Origin of the sequence: Streptomyces yangpuensis, from assembly GCF_001005295.1 — a bacterium.
GTDB lineage: Bacteria > Actinomycetota > Actinomycetes > Streptomycetales > Streptomycetaceae > Streptomyces > Streptomyces yangpuensis.
Map to the genome: position 1 here is coordinate 1,208,114 of NZ_LBMK01000002.1, position 15,184 is coordinate 1,223,297.

The 15,184-nt window shown below is 71.8% G+C and carries 16 protein-coding genes; 4 read left to right on the forward strand and 12 right to left on the reverse strand.

What is annotated here, in order from left to right; genetic code table 11:
• Positions 1-112: 112 nt before the first annotated feature.
• The 3 genes from AAT21_RS10780 to AAT21_RS10790 all read right to left on the reverse strand — a co-directional run bounded on the left by AAT21_RS10780 (position 113) and on the right by AAT21_RS10790 (position 2,705).
• On the reverse strand, positions 113-1,378 hold the full coding sequence (locus tag AAT21_RS10780; RefSeq protein ID WP_046776428.1) for an IS701 family transposase: 1,266 nt from the start codon (positions 1,376-1,378) through the stop codon (positions 113-115).
• 200 nt (positions 1,379-1,578) lie between these two features.
• Positions 1,579-2,088 (reverse strand): NUDIX domain-containing protein, encoded by a 510-nt coding sequence (locus AAT21_RS10785; protein WP_046776429.1) that lies wholly within the window; start codon positions 2,086-2,088, stop codon positions 1,579-1,581.
• Positions 2,085-2,705, reverse strand: coding sequence for a helix-turn-helix domain-containing protein (locus tag AAT21_RS10790; RefSeq protein WP_046776430.1), 621 nt, complete (start codon positions 2,703-2,705; stop codon positions 2,085-2,087). The genes AAT21_RS10785 and AAT21_RS10790 overlap by 4 nt, the downstream gene beginning before the upstream one ends.
• A gap of 65 nt (positions 2,706-2,770) precedes the next feature.
• Between AAT21_RS10790 and AAT21_RS10795 the strand changes: the two genes are divergently transcribed.
• Together AAT21_RS10795 and AAT21_RS10800 are read left to right on the forward strand one after the other, a co-directional pair.
• Positions 2,771-3,841: an NAD(P)/FAD-dependent oxidoreductase gene (locus AAT21_RS10795; protein ID WP_079025547.1), complete on the forward strand. Its 1,071-nt coding sequence runs from the start codon at positions 2,771-2,773 to the stop codon at positions 3,839-3,841.
• Between the two features lie 213 nt (positions 3,842-4,054).
• Positions 4,055-5,503: an NAD(P)-binding protein gene (locus tag AAT21_RS10800; RefSeq protein WP_046776431.1), complete on the forward strand. Its 1,449-nt coding sequence runs from the start codon at positions 4,055-4,057 to the stop codon at positions 5,501-5,503.
• Between the two features lie 66 nt (positions 5,504-5,569).
• Here AAT21_RS10800 and AAT21_RS10805 read toward each other — a convergent pair whose 3' ends face one another.
• Positions 5,570-6,637 (reverse strand): ATP-dependent DNA ligase, encoded by a 1,068-nt coding sequence (locus tag AAT21_RS10805; protein ID WP_046776432.1) that lies wholly within the window; start codon positions 6,635-6,637, stop codon positions 5,570-5,572.
• A 75-nt stretch (positions 6,638-6,712) separates the two neighbouring features.
• Here AAT21_RS10805 and ligD point away from each other — a divergent pair, with 75 nt between their 5' ends.
• A complete protein-coding gene (gene ligD / locus AAT21_RS10810) occupies positions 6,713-7,732 on the forward strand; it encodes a non-homologous end-joining DNA ligase (RefSeq protein ID WP_046776433.1) in 1,020 nt (339 codons plus the stop codon).
• A gap of 127 nt (positions 7,733-7,859) precedes the next feature.
• Positions 7,860-8,108 (forward strand): WhiB family transcriptional regulator, encoded by a 249-nt coding sequence (locus AAT21_RS10815; protein ID WP_046776434.1) that lies wholly within the window; start codon positions 7,860-7,862, stop codon positions 8,106-8,108.
• A gap of 1 nt (position 8,109) precedes the next feature.
• Here AAT21_RS10815 and AAT21_RS10820 read toward each other — a convergent pair whose 3' ends face one another.
• From AAT21_RS10820 to AAT21_RS10855, 8 genes are all read right to left on the reverse strand, one after another.
• Positions 8,110-8,691 carry a hypothetical protein gene (locus AAT21_RS10820; protein ID WP_046776435.1) on the reverse strand — a complete coding sequence of 194 codons (582 nt, stop codon included), beginning with the start codon at positions 8,689-8,691 and terminating at the stop codon, positions 8,110-8,112.
• Entirely contained in the window at positions 8,688-9,308 is a 621-nt protein-coding gene (locus AAT21_RS10825; RefSeq protein ID WP_157879661.1) for a hypothetical protein, read from the reverse strand. The genes AAT21_RS10820 and AAT21_RS10825 overlap by 4 nt, the downstream gene beginning before the upstream one ends.
• Complete coding sequence (locus AAT21_RS10830) at positions 9,305-10,438, reverse strand: hypothetical protein (RefSeq protein WP_046776437.1); 1,134 nt, start codon at positions 10,436-10,438, stop codon at positions 9,305-9,307. The genes AAT21_RS10825 and AAT21_RS10830 overlap by 4 nt, the downstream gene beginning before the upstream one ends.
• Positions 10,431-10,733 (reverse strand): hypothetical protein, encoded by a 303-nt coding sequence (locus tag AAT21_RS10835; protein ID WP_046776438.1) that lies wholly within the window; start codon positions 10,731-10,733, stop codon positions 10,431-10,433. Before AAT21_RS10835 ends, AAT21_RS10830 begins: the two co-directional genes overlap by 8 nt.
• Before the next feature lie 135 nt (positions 10,734-10,868).
• On the reverse strand, positions 10,869-11,840 hold the full coding sequence (locus tag AAT21_RS10840) for an acyl-ACP desaturase (RefSeq protein ID WP_046776439.1): 972 nt from the start codon (positions 11,838-11,840) through the stop codon (positions 10,869-10,871).
• A 166-nt stretch (positions 11,841-12,006) separates the two neighbouring features.
• Positions 12,007-12,309, reverse strand: a complete 303-nt coding sequence (locus tag AAT21_RS39820; protein WP_327152728.1) for a hypothetical protein — start codon at positions 12,307-12,309, stop codon at positions 12,007-12,009.
• Positions 12,310-12,348: 39 nt separating this feature from the next.
• Positions 12,349-13,200: a helix-turn-helix domain-containing protein gene (locus AAT21_RS10850; protein ID WP_046776440.1), complete on the reverse strand. Its 852-nt coding sequence runs from the start codon at positions 13,198-13,200 to the stop codon at positions 12,349-12,351.
• Positions 13,201-13,329: 129 nt separating this feature from the next.
• The gene (locus AAT21_RS10855) at positions 13,330-14,970 is read right to left on the reverse strand and encodes an ABC-F family ATP-binding cassette domain-containing protein (protein WP_200904369.1); all 1,641 of its coding nucleotides are present in this window, start codon (positions 14,968-14,970) and stop codon (positions 13,330-13,332) included.
• Positions 14,971-15,184: the final 214 nt, after the last annotated feature.

A 15,184-nucleotide genomic window follows, 5' to 3' on the forward strand; every position in this document is an offset into this window, starting at 1 on the left:
GTAGGGCTTGGTCAGGTCGGTATCGCCGTGGGTATGTCGCGGTGGCAGGTGGGGCAGGCGCCGTTCCATGTCGCGAGAAGGGTTTGTAGCTCGCGGATGATCCGGTAGAGGCTCAGGCCGGCGCCGTGGCTTTTGGGGCTCTGGCCAGTCGTTGCAGGGTGCAGAAGGCGTGCGCGACGGAGACGAGGGTGACGTGGTGGTGCCAGCCGTTCCAGGTGCGGCCCTCGAAGTGGGCCAGGCCCGGGGCCTGTTTCATCTCGCGGTAGTCGTGTTCGATGCGCCAGCGGAGCTTGGCCAGGCGGACCAGGGTGGTCAGCGGGGTGTCGGCGGGCAGGTCGGAGAGCCAGAACTGGACGGGTTCGGCCTGGTCGGCGGGCCACTCGGCCAGGAGCCAGCACTCGGGCAGTTCCGGGCCGGCGGCCGCTTGGCGGACCTCGCGACCGGCAGGCCGGATCCTCAAGGCCACGAACCGCGAGTACATCCGCTTGAAGCCGCTGCGGCCGGTGCCGGGGCGGGAGCCCTCACGCCACTGCACCGGCTTCGCCGCCTTCCGGCCGGCCGCTATGACCAGCTGTTTCACCGACTGCGGCTTGTCGGGGTACTTCGCCACCGGTGGGCGTCCGGTCCCGGAGTACGGCTCGGCCACCGGCACCGCGGGGCCGGGCTGGGCCGAGAGGGTGGTGGAGATTCCCACCACGTAGTTGAGGCCGCGGGCCTGCAGGCCGTGCCGGAAGGCGGCGGCGTCGCCGTATCCGGCGTCCGCAATGGCCAGGGGCACCTCGATGCCCCACGAACGGGTCTCATCCAGCATGTCGAGAGCGAGCTGCCATTTCTCCACATGCCCGATGTCGTCGGGGATACCGCAGGCGGCACGGCGGGCGACCTTGCCCGGATCCGCCTTCACGGACCCGGGCGCCCAGGTCTCGGGCAGGAACAGCCGCCAGTCGACCGCCGCCGAGGCATGATCGGAGGCCATGTGCAGGGAGACGCCCACCTGGCAGTTGGTGACCTTGCCCGCGGTGCCGGTGTACTGCCGCGACACACACGCCGAGGCATTGCCGTCCTTGAGGAACCCGGTGTCGTCGAAGACCAGCACGGTGGGCCGGATCGCCTTCTCCATCCTCCAGGCCAGCCGGGCCCGCACATGCGCCGGATCCCACGGACTGGAGGTGATGAAGTGGGCCAGGGCCTGCCGGTTCCCGTCCTCGCCCAGCCGGGCGGCCATCGGCTCAACCGACTTGCGCTGCCCGTCGGTCAGCAGCCCACGCAGGTAGACCCGCCCCCACCGACGCTGATCATTCCGCGCGAACGGCTCGAAAACCTCCGCCGCGAAATCCTCCAACTCACCACGCACAGCAGCAATCTCGTCCGGAGTCACACCCCTTCAACGCAACACCAGGCCAGAAGGAAACGCTCAACCGCAACCGACCNCCACGCACAGCAGCAATCTCGTCCGGAGTCACACCCCTTCAACGCAACACCAGGCCAGAAGGAAACGCTCAACCGCAACCGACCCGACCAAGCACTACTAGGCACAGCCGGTATGCGGCCGCCACGTGGTTTCGGACGGGCGGGTCCTCAGCTGGTCGAAGTCGGGCCCGTCGTCGGGTAGTCGTACGAGGGGACGTGCGGCAGCTGCGCGAGGTCAGGGCGCCAGGTGCGGAGCACCGCCGCCGAGGGGGCGTACAACGCCGACGGGATCTCGGCGGGCGCGAACCACTCCCAGCGGGCGATCTTGTGGGGTTCGGTGACGGCGGGCACGCCCTCCGCCGTGGTGGTGACGGCGGCCGCCGTCAGCCGGGTCAGCCCGGACTTCGCGTCGATCTGGACGGACAGGACGCGGATGCCCTCGGGAGCCACCCGCAGGTCCGTCTCCTCGGCCAACTCCCGGGCGGCGGCGTGCTCGAAGCCCTCTCCGGGGTCGACCTTGCCGCCGGGCAGCTCCCAACGGCCGTCGTGCGCCTGGCCGAGCAGCACCCGGCCGTCCCCGCCGACGACGACGAGGCCGACGCCGACGACGGCGTTCGGCTGGGGCACGGCGCGCTCGGGGCGTTCGGGTCCTTCGGGGCGTTCGCCGGTGGTGGTCATGGACGTCCTTCCGAAGAGGTGGTGGGCCGGGCGCGGACGTGGATCCGTTCGCCCTGGGGGCCGAAGAGGCTGAGGAACTCCGCAGGCTGCGGACCGGCGTTGAAGAAGGCGTGCGGCGTCCGCGTGTCGAACTCGGCGGCCTCGCCGGGGCCGAGCACGAGGTCGTGCTCCCCGAGCAGCAGCCGGACCCGTCCGGACAGCACGTACAGCCACTCGTAGCCCTCGTGGACCTTCAGCTCGGGTACGGCCGGCGGCCCCTCGACGGGCGGCAGGATCTGCTTGAAGGCGTGCACCCCGCCGAAGTTGCGGGTCAGCGGCACGTAGGTGTGGCCGTGCCGGACGAAGGGGCGCGGGCGGATCCGCGGGTCTCCGGTCTCCGGGGCACCGACCAGCTCGTCCAGCGCCACCCGGTGCGCCTTGGCCAGCGGCAGCAGCAGCTCCAGCGTCGGCCTGCGCTGCCCGGACTCCAGCCGGGAGAGCGTGGAGAGCGAGATGCCGGTGGTCTCGCTGAGCTGGGCCAGGGTGGTGCCGCGCTGCCGGCGCAGGGCCCGCAGCCGCGGGCCCACGGCGGTGAGCACCTCGGTGAGTTCCTCGTCGTCCTGCTTCTCGGGGGCCATGACTCCATTTGCCGCTTCGGCAAGAACATTTGTCAAACGGCGGCATCGGGCAGACCCTCGCAGACATGGACAACTCAAAGGAAGAATCGTTCGACGTGGTCGTCGTCGGTGGCGGTGCGGCCGGGCTGGCAGGGGCGCTCACCCTGGTCCGGGCCCGCCGATCGGTGCTCGTGATCGACTCCGGCAGCCCGCGCAACGCCCCGGCCGCGCACCTGCACGGCTACCTCGGCCTGGACGGGCAGAGCCCGGCCGAGCTGCTCGCCAGGGGGCGCGCGGAGGTGGAGGGCTACGGCGGGCGGATCCGGCCGGGCACGGCCGTCGCCGCGGACCGGCTGCCCGACGGGAGCTTCCGGGTCCGCTGCGGGGACGGGTCGACCGTGCGGGCGGGCCGGCTGCTGGTCGCCACCGGCCTGGTGGACGAGCTGCCCGCGGTGCCGGGGCTCGGGGCGCGCTGGGGACGGGATGTGCTGCACTGCCCGTACTGCCACGGCTGGGAGGTCAGGGACCAGCCACTCGCGGTGCTCGCCGATGGTCCGATCGCCGTGCACCAGGCGCAGCTGTGGCGGCACTGGAGCGAGCGGACCACGCTGCTCGCGCACACCTGGCCGCTCGGGGCGGAGGACCGGGAGCTGCTGGCGGCCCTCGGGATCCGGATCGTCGAGGGCGAGGTGACCGGCCTGGTCGTCGAGGACGACCGGCTGACCGGGGCGAGTCTGGCCGAGGGGGGCGTGGTGGAGTTCCGGGCGCTGGTGGTGGCCCCGCGGTTCACGGCCCGTTCGGGCGTCCTGACCGGTCTGGGTCTGCCGACCGCGGACATGACGCGGGACGGCCATGTGATCGGCACGTGCGTCGAATCCGACCCGGCGACCGGGGCCACCGCGCTCCGGGGGGTCTGGGTGGCGGGCAATGTGACCGCGCCGCTGGAGAAGGTCGCGGGGGCGGCAGCTCAGGGCGCGCAGGCGGCCGCCGCGCTCAACGCCGACCTGATCGAGGCGGAGACCCGGCGGGCGGTGGAGGTCCATCGGGCGGGGACCGGCCGAGCGGGCACCCCTCCCGCGGGCTCGGCGGCGGGCTCGGCGGTGTCCGCGGCGGCTGGATCGGCGACGGGTGCGGCCGACCGTACGGTCCGGGGCTGACCGGCCGCGTCACGGGCGGGCCGGGTTCGCGCAACGGGCGGGCCGGGCGGGTGGGCCGTGGCCCGGTGACGGCGTGCCGGACAGATGTGCGGGTTTCGGCCCGCCTCCGTACGTGCAGGCTCTGGGCGGTGTGATCGTCGTACGGTCCGAGGCCCAACGGGCCCAACGGGTCCAACGGGTCCAACGGGTCCTTAAGGTTCGGGGGGACGTTCCATGGCACATGTGCTGGTGATCGGCGGAGGGATCGGCGGGCTCGCCACCGCCCTGCTCGCGGCGCGGCGCGGACATACGGCAGAGCTCTTCGAGCGCGACACGCGCGCCCCCGGCACTGCCCTCGACCGGGACTTCTTCGGCTGGCGGCGGCCGACCGTACCGCAGGCGGCCCAGCCGCACGCGCTGCTGGGAGCCGCCCGCAACGTCCTGCGGGACGATCTGCCCGACGTGTACGCGGAGATGCTCCGGCTCGGCGCCCGTGAGCGGCACGAATTGGACTGGTTCGACGTACGGCCGCCCGCGCTACCGGGGGACGACGACCTCGTCATGCTCCAGGCACGGCGCATCCTGCTGGAGAGCGCGCTGGCCACGGCGCTGCGCGCGGAGCCCGGGGTGGTCGTCCGCCACGGGGAGCAGGTCACGGGACTCACCACCGCGCCGGCCGGAGAGGGGCAGGCCGGGGGCGAACCGGCTGGTGGCGAGCCGCCCGGGGGTGAACCGTCCGACGGGGTCCGGGTGACGGGAGTGACCACCGGGGCGGACCGCTACGAGGGGGATCTCGTCGTCGACGCGGGCGGCCGCCGCGGAGGCGTCGAGCGCAGGCTCGGCGCCGTGGGCTGCCGGCCGCCCGTCGTCGAACGGCACCGCACGGGGCTCGCGTACTTCTGCCGCTGGTACCGGCTGCCCGCGGGCACGGACGAGGGGCCGCGGCGGCCCTGGGCGGTGACCGGAGGCGCCTTCGCCGGGTGCGCGGTCTTCCCGGCCGACAACCGGGTCTTCGCCGTGACGCTGTTCGTGCACACCGCCGACACCACGCGTTCGGCGCTGCGCGACCCCGCGGTTTTCGAGCGGGCGGCCCGTTCCTTCCCGCCCGGCGCGGCCTGGCTGGCGCTCGGCGCCGAGCCGCTGTCGGGCGTACTGGCCACGGCGAGCCTGGACAACCGCTGGAGCGCGCTCGTGGACGAGCGGGGGCCGGTGGTGACCGGGCTGGTGCCGGTCGGCGACTCCATCACGCACACCAACCCGACGCTCGGGCAGGGCACCTCGCTCGCCCTGTGGGCGGCGCGCAGGGTGGCCCGTACGGCGCACCGGGACCCCGGGTCGGAGCGGTACGCCGTGGACCACCACGAGTGGGCGGTGCGGACGCTGAAGCCGTGGTTCGACTTCCAGGTGGTCGCCGACGCGGCCATCGGCGAGCGCTTCGCGACCCGGGCGGGACGTACGGGGACGGCGCGCGAGGTGGCCGCGCTGTTCGACTGCGCGCTGGAGGACCCCGAGGTGATGCGGGCCCGGGCGCGGGTCCGGCACCTGGCCGAGCCACCGGAGCGGGCGTACGCGGACCCGGAGATCCGGGCGCGGGTGGCGCGCTGGCTGTCGGCGCGGCCGGACTACGCGCCGAACGAGGTGGGGCCGGACCGGGAGGAGTGGGAGAAGCTGACGGCGGGATGACGCGGCGGCCGGGTCCGTGGCCGGCCCGTGGGAGCGCCGGGGGGTGGGGGTCGGTCTCAGCCGGCCTCAGCCGGCCTGCCCGAGGACTTCGGCGAGGTCGTAGCCCACGACCTCCTCCAGCTGGGCGTAGGTGCAGCTCGCGGGTGTCCGGTCGGGCCGCCAGCGCCGGAACTGGGCGGTGTGCCGGAAGCGGTCGCCCTCCATGTGGTCGTAGCCGACCTCGACGACGCGTTCGGGGCGCAGCGGCACCCAGGAGAGGTCCTTCCTGCCGGTCCAGCGGCTCTGCGCGCCGGGGAGCCGGGCGCTCTCGTGGGCGGACTCCTCGGCCCAGGCGGCCCACGGGTGCCCGGCCGGGTCGGCCATCCGCAGCGGTTCGAGCTCCTCCACCAGCTCGGCCCGGCGCTTCATGGGGAAGGCGGCGCAGACGCCCACGTGCTGGAGCGTGCCCTGCTCGTCGTGGAGGCCGAGCAGCAGCGATCCGACAATCGGACCGCTCTTGTGGAAACGGAAACCGGCGACGACGACATCGGCGGTACGTTCGTGCTTGATCTTGTACATGAGGCGGGCATCGGGCCGGTAGGGGAGATCGAGCGGTTTGGCGATCACTCCGTCGAGCCCGGCGCCCTCGAAACGCTCGAACCACTCCTGCGCGAGCGCGGGATCGGTGGTCGCGGGCGCGAGGTGGATGGGGGGCCGAGCAGTGGACAGGGACGTGACCAGGGCGGCACGGCGGTCGGTGAGCGGGGTGTCGAGGAGCGCCTCGTCGCCGAGGGCGAGCAGATCGAAGGCGACGAAGCTGGCGGGGGTGGTCTCGGCCAGAAGCCTGACACGGGACTGGGCGGGATGGATGCGCTCGGTCAGCCGGTCGAAGTCCAGACGCCCGTCATGGACGATCACGATCTCGCCGTCCACGACGCAACGGCCGGGCAGATTCACCCTCAGGGCCTCCACCAGCTCCGGAAAGTACCTGGCCAAGGACTTACCCGTGCGGCTGCCGATCTCGATCTCGTCGCCGTCGCGGTGCACGACCGCCCGGAAGCCGTCCCACTTGGCCTCGTACTGCATGCCGGGCGGGATCTTCGCCACTGACTTGGCAAGCATCGGTTTGACCGGCGGCATCACAGGCAGATCCATGCCATCGATTCTGCGGCGGTACGTCCGGACCTGCCCGGTATGCGCCGACGGTCCGGCGCGCCTACGGTGGCGCACATGGGTGCTGCGGGCAATGCGATCGAGCTGGAGGCGGCCGGGCGGACGGTACGGCTGTCCAACCCGGACAAGGTGTACTTCCCGGAGCGCGGCCTCACCAAGCGGCACGTCGCCGAGTACTACCTGGCCGTCGCGGACGGAGTCCTGCGCGCCCTCCGCGACCGGCCGACCACCCTGGAGCGCTATCCCGACGGGGTGGAGGGCGAGTCCTTCTTCCAGAAACGGGCCCCCAAGAACCTGCCCGACTGGATCCCCACCGCCCACATCGCCTTCCCGAGCGGCCGGACGGCCGACGAGATCTGCCCGACCGAGCCGGCCGCCGTCCTGTGGGCGGCCAACCTGGGCTGCCTCACCTTCCACCCCTGGCCGGTACGCCGTGCCGACACCGACCGGCCCGACGAACTGCGCATCGACCTGGACCCGCAGCCTGGCACCGACTACCACCACGCGGTGGCCGCCGCCCATCAACTGCGCGCCCTCCTGGAGGAACTGGGCCTGCGCGGCTGGCCCAAGACCTCCGGCGGCCGGGGACTGCACGTCTTCGTCCCGATCGAGCCGCGCTGGACCTTCACCGAGGTCCGCCGCTGCGCCATCGCACTCGGCCGGGAACTGGAGCGCCGCATGCCGGGCAAGGTCACGACGGCCTGGTGGAAGGAGGAACGCGGCGAGCGGATCTTCGTCGACTACAACCAGACGGCGCGGGACCGCACGATCGCCTCCGCCTACTCAGTCCGCCCCCGCCCGCACGCCCCGGTCTCGGCCCCGCTGCGCTGGGACGAGGTGGACGACGCCGAGCCGCAGGACTTCGACATCCTGACGATGCCGGCCCGCTTCGCAGAACTGGGCGATGTCCACGCGGACATGGAGGAACACGCCTTCACCCTCGACGACTTACTGGAACTCGCGTCCCGCGACGAACACGATCACGGCCTGGGCGACATGCCGTACCCCCCGGACTACCCGAAAATGCCGGGCGAACCGAAACGCGTCCAACCCAGCCGCGCCAAACCCGCAGAGTGAGGCGGTGGCACGGCCGGCGCCGGGGCCGCGCTGTCAGTGGGGGGTGCGATGCTGGGCGAGGGGCTGCGTACGTCATGTTGATCAGGCGTATAGCGGACGTCCATCCGCGCTGACCAGTATCTCCGGCATGCCTATGAACACCTCTACTGCAGCCACCGACACCGCCGCCTGGTACGAACTCGCCCTGTGCGCCCAGACCGGGCCGGGCTTCTTCTTCCCGGAGCCGGGCTCCTCATTGCGCGATGCGAAGCGGCTGTGCGGGGCGTGCGAGGGGCGGGTGGCGTGCCTGGAGTACGCCCTGGCCAATGACGAGCGCTTCGGGGTCTGGGGCGGGCTCTCGGAGGCGGAGCGCCTCGCGCTCCGCCACCGCAGCTGATTCAGGTCCGAGTGGCCTTCCCACTGGCACGCACCAACCCCACCCGCCGCGCGAGGTCGAACCCCTCGCCACCACACTCCTCGCGCCGCGGCGTGTGCGGCACGACCCGCACGGGGTAATGCCCCCCGACGGGCGACACGACCCCACCGAAACGAGGGTCGCCCGCGAACCAGATCCGGTCCGGGTGGTCGTTCTCCAACTGCGCGAGCGCGATCGGGAACGGCAGGATCCGCAGCGTGGCCGTGAAGTCGTCCCGAAACGGGATGGCGATGGTCGCGGGGCTTCCGGTCACGCGGCGCGGATACCGGCACGGCCAATCCCGCCAGGGATAGGCCTGTAGCACGGCCGCGACGCGACGCCGTCTGATGAAGACGATGACGACCCACGGCAGGTACGGCACGACGAGCACAGTGATTAGCGCGAAGACCGTGCCTGCATGGGGGATGCGGCCGATGCAGGCGAGGGCGATAAGTGGCGGGCCGCCGAGGCTGAGCACCCATTTGAGACGGCGGATGACCAAACGCCTGTAGCCGACTGTCGTGGGTGGGTGGTCCCAAGCCACCTTGGTGAGTGCGAGGCTCATTGGAGCACCTCCAAGATGCGTGACTTCCCAGTTGCGGGCGGCGCACTCGCATCGGGGTCGGTGAAGAGAGCGGTGTGAGCGACCGCCTCAAGGATGTCCGTGTAGGCATCAGAGTGCTGCGTTGACGCGCTGGTCAGATCGAGGACGAGTAGGTGGAGTCCATCTGGATGTACGGTCGCCACTCTGGCTTGAAACAGCCGGTCCTCCACGGCAGGTACGGAAATGGTCCCCGCAACCAGGCAACAGGGGAGTCCGGACGGTAGATCGATGAACCGACGGATGGAGCTGATCCAGAGCGACGAGCGCGCGATGGCCAGGGCCGTACGGGCCACGGTGAGCCGGGGATTGGATTGCTGGACGGGCCGAACGGTCAGCGCGAACAGGGATGTCGCGACGCCGACCGGCTCTTCGGGGTGAAGGCCGATCGCGGTGTGTACGACATGGTGATCGGCGAGTTCTTCAAGGCCGTCGATGAGCCGGGACAACTCTCTTCGCGAGTCGGAGCCGCCGAGGGCTTCGGCGAACGCGTCCAACATTGGCCTGTCGCTCGGACGGATGTCATGGAATCCGGCAGGCAGGCGGAACCAAATCGGCGGGACGGGGCTCTGCTGTGTCATGGTCGCAGCACCGACCAGACATGATGGGACCTCTTGACGGCTGAGGGCGCGTCGTCGAGCACTCCTCGGGCACCGTCGACGGTGGTGGAACCGTGTTCGACCGTCTCGTTGTCCGGGGTGTAATCGATGACGGCGGTCAAGGCCCCCGTACCCGCCACCGCCACCCCCACCCGGTCGCGGGTCTCCTGTGTCGATGACCGCATGGCCCACCCCGTGAGGGGGCTCTCCACCTGCCGCAGGTCGTCGGCCGAGGACCACGCCGCCTGGCGGAAGGCCGTGGTGCCCGGGGCCAGGGCGGTCAGGGCGCTGGCCTCCGGGGCGGCGGCCATGGCCGCGCGGGCGGCTGCCGTGCCGGCCTTGGCGCCGGAGGCGATCGCGGCCACGCCGGGGACCGAGCCCGCGGTGTCTCCCAGGAGGGTGACGCTGCTCTTCCAGAAGTCCGCGTCGAACTGGCCCTTGGTGAAGCCGTCCGTCAAGGACTTGCGGAACTTCGGGTCCGAGGTGTGCATGGCCAGCGCGGCCAGGGACAGGCCGCTGCCCACCAGCATGATCGCCAAGCCCGCCGGTGGGAAGAAGAGGGCTGTGGCGGCGCCGATTGCGCCCAGGATGGCCGATGCGTTCGAGAGGGCGTCCGCCGGGTCTTCGGTGATCTTTTGCCAGATCGAGGCCAGGAGGCCCGGTTCCTTCGGGGCCAGTTTGTCCGTGGCGGCGTTCAGCGTGGCGGCCACCCGGCGGGCCGCCGCGGCATGGTCGGCGGCGAGTTCGCGGGCCAGGCGGCGGGCGTCGGCGAGGGCCTCCTCCGTTTTCGCCGCAGCTGCCCGGGCCTCGTAGCGGGCGGCCAGTTCGCGGTGCGCGACCAGGGTGTCGTGCCACCCCGTGAGGCGGCGGGCGGCCTCGGTCAGGGAGGTGTGGGCCGAGGCCAGGTAGCGGGGGAGGTCCCGCGAGAGGGAGGCGCGGAAGGCGGTCGCCGCCTCGCCCTGCCAGGACGAGCTGTGGGACACGAGGTCCGTCACCACGCGGGAGGCCTCGTCGAGGGACTTCGCCGACGCGCCGAGCTTCTTGGTCAGGGCGAGGACCGCGCCGGGGTTTCCCGGGGCCGGGTCGAAGCCCAGGGCCGCGTGCTCAGCCATGGGTGGCCGCCGCCCGGAGGAAGGCCGCGCGGACGGCCTGCTCCAGCTCCGCGTACTCCGCGGCGCTGCGGTCCACGCCCTCCCGTACGGCCTTGACCCGTTCGGTCAGCTCGCGCGTGCCGTAGGCCCACCGTTCCTGGAAGCCGTCGCACGCCGCATCGAGATCCGACGTGCCCAGCTGGTCGGGCCGTACGTGGTCCAGCGCCCGCCGGGCCTCCCGCAGGGAGCTCAGCGAGGAGTCCAGGGCGCGGGTCAAACGGGTCAGCTGGTCGATGTCCACCTGCAGTGACGTCATGACGCGAAACCCTGGCAGAGCACGGCTCTGCCAGGGCAATCGGTGTCACTCGCCCGAGCGGGCGGAAACCGGTCAGGTCAGCCCTCGCGGGCCGCCACCGGTCAGCCCTCGCGGGCCGCCACCCGCCGCCACCGGTCAGCCCTTGCGGGCCGCCATGCGGGCCGCGCGGGCGGCCAGCTTCTCGTCGAACTTCTTGGCCTCGGTGTCCAGGCCGTTCATGAACAGGCCGAGCTCGTCCTGGGCCTTCTGCCCCTCCGGGCCGAGGTCGGCGATGTCCATGACCTTGAGGAAGCGGAGCACCGGGGCCAGCACGTCGTCGTGGTGGATGCGCAGGTTGTAGACGCCGCCGATGGCCATCTGCGCGGCCATCCGCTCGAAGCCGGGCATGCCGTGTCCGGGCATCCGGAAGTTGACCACCACGTCCCGGACGGCCTGCATGGTCAGGTCCGGGGCGATCTCGAACGCCGCACCGAGCAGGTTCCGGTAGAAGATCATGTGCAGGTTCTCGTCGGCCGCGATGCGGGCCAGCATGCGGTCGCAGACCGGGTCACCGGACTGGTGGCCGGTGTTGCGGTGCGAGATGCGGGTGGCGAGTTCCTGGAAGGCAACGTAGGCCACCGAGTGCAGCATGGAGTGGCGGTTGTCGGACTCGAAGCCCTCCGACATGTGCTGCATGCGGAAGGCTTCCAGCTTGTCCGGGTCCACGGCGCGCGAGGCCAGCAGGTAGTCGCGCATCACGATGCCGTGGCGGCCCTCCTCGGCCGTCCAGCGGTGCACCCAGGTGCCCCAGGCGCCGTTGCGGCCGAAGAGCGTCGCGATCTCGTGGTGGTAGCTGGGGAGGTTGTCCTCGGTCAGCAGGTTCACGACCAGCGCGATCTTGCCGATGTCGGTGACCTTGGACTGCTGCGGGTCCCAGGCCTCGCCGTCCTCGAAGAAGCCCGGGAAGTTCCGGCCGTCGCTCCACGGAACGTACTCGTGGGGCATCCAGTCCTTGGTGACCTTCAGGTGGCGGTTGAGCTCCTTCTCGACCACCTCTTCCAGCGCGTACAGCAGCTTGGCGTCGGTCCACGCCTCCGAGCTGCCGAGGTGGGGAGAGGTGATCGTCACGGGTACTCCTGGGTGCAAAGCGAATTACCTACGGTTCCGTAGCCTACGGAGTCGTAGGTTAAGCGCGACATCAAGGCCAGCCAAGCCCCTCGCATACCTATGTCCGGTTACGTCCGGTTATCTGTGCAGTTTGAGGGGGGCTTGAAGGGGAAACGAAAGGGCAAAATCACGCCAGTAGGTGGTCCGCGGCCCCCGCCTTGACGGCCGAGATCAGTGCGCGGAGGGCGTCGAGGGAGTCGGACACGTAGGCGGCGGACCCCGTCGTTCCGATGTGCGCCCGCCCGTCGGCGCCGCGGCCGAGGCGGAAGCAGTTGGCGCCCTCGCTGCAGAACGGCTCCGACCAGGCGATGTCCGTACGGGCGGGGCGGGCCGTGGTGGCCGGACGGGCCGTGGCAGCTGTACGGGCCGTCGTGGCCGTACGGTTCGCGCGGCTCACGGCGGCGGCCGCGGCGGCTCTGGGGCTGATCATGTCGTTCTCCGGTCTCCTCGGTCTCCTCGCCGGACCCGGTCACAGGTCCCGCGCGACGGTGCGGATGAAATCGCGGGACGCGGCCGCCGGCAGTGCCAGGGCGCGCAGCCGTGCCAGCAGCCCCCGGTAGCGCGCCAGCTTCGGGGCCGCGTCGACCAGCAGCGAGCCGTGCGAACTGTCCAGCTGCACGGTGTCCAGCCGTCTCAAAGCCGCCGCCGCGTACGTGAAGGACTGGCCGGACCCCGGGAAGCCGCCGGCGCTGAACGGGATGACCAGGACCGACATACGCTCCCGCTCGGACAGTGCGAGCACGTGCTCCAGCTGCTGCCGGACCACCCCCGGACCGCCGAACCGCATCCGCAGCGCCGCCTCGTGCACCACCGCCTCGTACAGCGGCGGCCGCTCCCGCGCGAACACCTGCTGGCGGCCCATCCGCAGCGCGAGCCTGGCCTGGAGGTCGGGCTCCGGCAGCGGCGGGTCGGCGGCGGCGAAGACGGCCCGCGCGTGCGCCTCGGTCTGGAGCAGTCCGGGTATGTGCGTGGCCACCGCGGTGTGCAGGCCGACCGAGTGGTGCTCCAGCTCGCAGATGTCGAGCAGCTCCGGCGGCACGGACCCCCGGTGCCGCTCCCACCACTCCTTGTGCCGCTCCCGCGCCATCGTCGCCAGCAGGCCCACGAGGGCGGGGTCCCGGCAGTCGTAGTGGTGCGCGAGGGTGCGGACCCGCTCGGCGCTGATGCCGATCCGGCCGGATTCGATGTTGGGGATCCGGGTGCGGTCGACGCCGAGCAGGGCCGCGGCGCGCTGGACCGGCATGCCCGACTCCTCGCGGAGTCTGCGCAGCTCGGCGCCGAGGCGCCGCTGCCTGGCGGTCGGTGTGCTTCTGGGTGGCACGGTTCCCCTCTCCGCTGCACCGGGCCCCGCTACGTTCGGTAGCGCAGTATTACACAGAGTGATGTCCGTGCCTCGTGTGACGCACCCTCGTGCGGGGAGGGAACCGCGAGCGCCGTGCCCCTCAGGCGGTCATCCGTGCCACAGCGCCTCCCGGACGTCCTCGGCCGTGGTCGGCCGCAGCTCGCCGTCCAGCAGCAGCCAGCGCGTGACGCCGATCGACTCCAGGAACGGCACGTCGTGGCTGGCCACCACGAGCGCGCCCTGGTACGACTCCAGCGCGTCGGTCAACTGCCGGACGCTCGCCAGGTCGAGGTTGTTCGTCGGTTCGTCCAGCAGCAGGAGCTGCGGGGCGGGCTCCGCCAGCAGCAGCGCCGCCAGCGCCGCCCGGAACCGCTCGCCGCCCGACAAGGTGCCGGCCGCCCGGTCCGCCCGGCCGCCCCGGAAGAGGAAGTGCGCCAGCCGGGCCCGGATCAGGTTGTTGCCGGCCTGCGGGGCGAAGCGCGCCACGTTCTCCACGACCGAGCGGTCCTCGTCCAGCACGTCCAGCCGCTGCGGCAGGAACCGTGTGGCCACATGGGTCTCGGCGGTCCCGGACTCCGGCGCGAGCTGCCCCGCGATCGCGCGCAGCAGCGTGGTCTTGCCCGAGCCGTTGCGGCCCACCAGGGCGATCCGCTCCGGGCCCCGCAGCTCCCACTCGCCCGGTACGCGGGCGCCGTGCGGCAGGCGCAGATCGCTGAGGGTCAGGACGCGCCGCCCGGGCGGGACCACGGTGGCGGGCAGTCGGATGCGGATCTCGGCGTCGTCGCGGACCGCCTCCACCGCCTGGTCCAGCCGCTCCTTCGCCTGGGCCAGCTTCTCGGTGTGCATGATGCGGTGCTTGCCGGCCGATTCCTGGGCGGCACGTTTGCGCGCGCCCATCACGATCTTCGGCTCGCGCTTGTTCTCGGACATCTTCTGGCCGTACCGCTTGCGCCGGGCCAATTTGACCTGCGCGTCGGCCAGTTCGCGCTTCTGTCGCTGTACGTCCGCCTCCGCGACCCGAACCATCCGTTCCGCCGCGTCCTGTTCGGCCGCGAGCAGGGTCTCGTAGTCGGTGAAGTTGCCTCCGTACCAGCGGACTTCGCCGTCGCGCAGATCGGCGATCTGGTCGACCCGTTCCAGCAGCTCCCGGTCGTGGCTGACCAGGAGCATCACCCCGGACCAGGACTCGACGGCCGCGTACAGGCGGCCCCGGGCGCGCAGGTCCAGGTTGTTGGTGGGCTCGTCCAGCAACAGGACGTCGGGCCGGGCGAGCAGCAGTGACGCCAGCCGCAGCAGGACGGACTCCCCGCCGGAGAGCTCGCCGACGGTACGGTCCAGGCCGATCCGGCCGAGACCGAGCTGGTCGAGCGTGGCCAGGGCCCGCTCCTCCACGTCCCAGTCGTCGCCGACGGCGGTGAAGTTCGCCTCGGTTGCCTCGCCCGCCTCGATGGCGTGGAGGGCGGTGCGCGCGGTGCGGATGCCGAGCGCCTCGTCCACGCGCAGCGCGGTGTCGAGGGTGACCGTCTGGGGGAGGTATCCGACCGAGCCGGCGACGGACGACTGGCCTTCGGAGGGGATCAGCAGACCGGCGATCAGCTTCAACAGGGTGGACTTGCCACTGCCGTTGAGCCCGATCAGGCCGGTGCGGCCGGGGCCGACGGCCAGGTTGAACCCGTCGAACACGGGGGTTCCGTCAGGCCAGTCGAAGGACAGGGCGGAGCAGGTGATGAATGCAGGGGCGTGACTCATGGAGGCCTCCAGGTTGCGTGAGTAGTGCGTGCAACGCGGGGAGACAGCCGACGCTCGGATGATGACCGCGCTCGTCACGGCGGCCGTGATGACGGGATCACGGGGCGCGCGGGGGTGACAGGGTCACGGTGGTGACAGGGTCACGGTGGTGACGGGCGCGGTGGTCGGTGTCTCGGACCTCAGAAGAGCAACGTCCTGCTCCGTTCGACGGCAA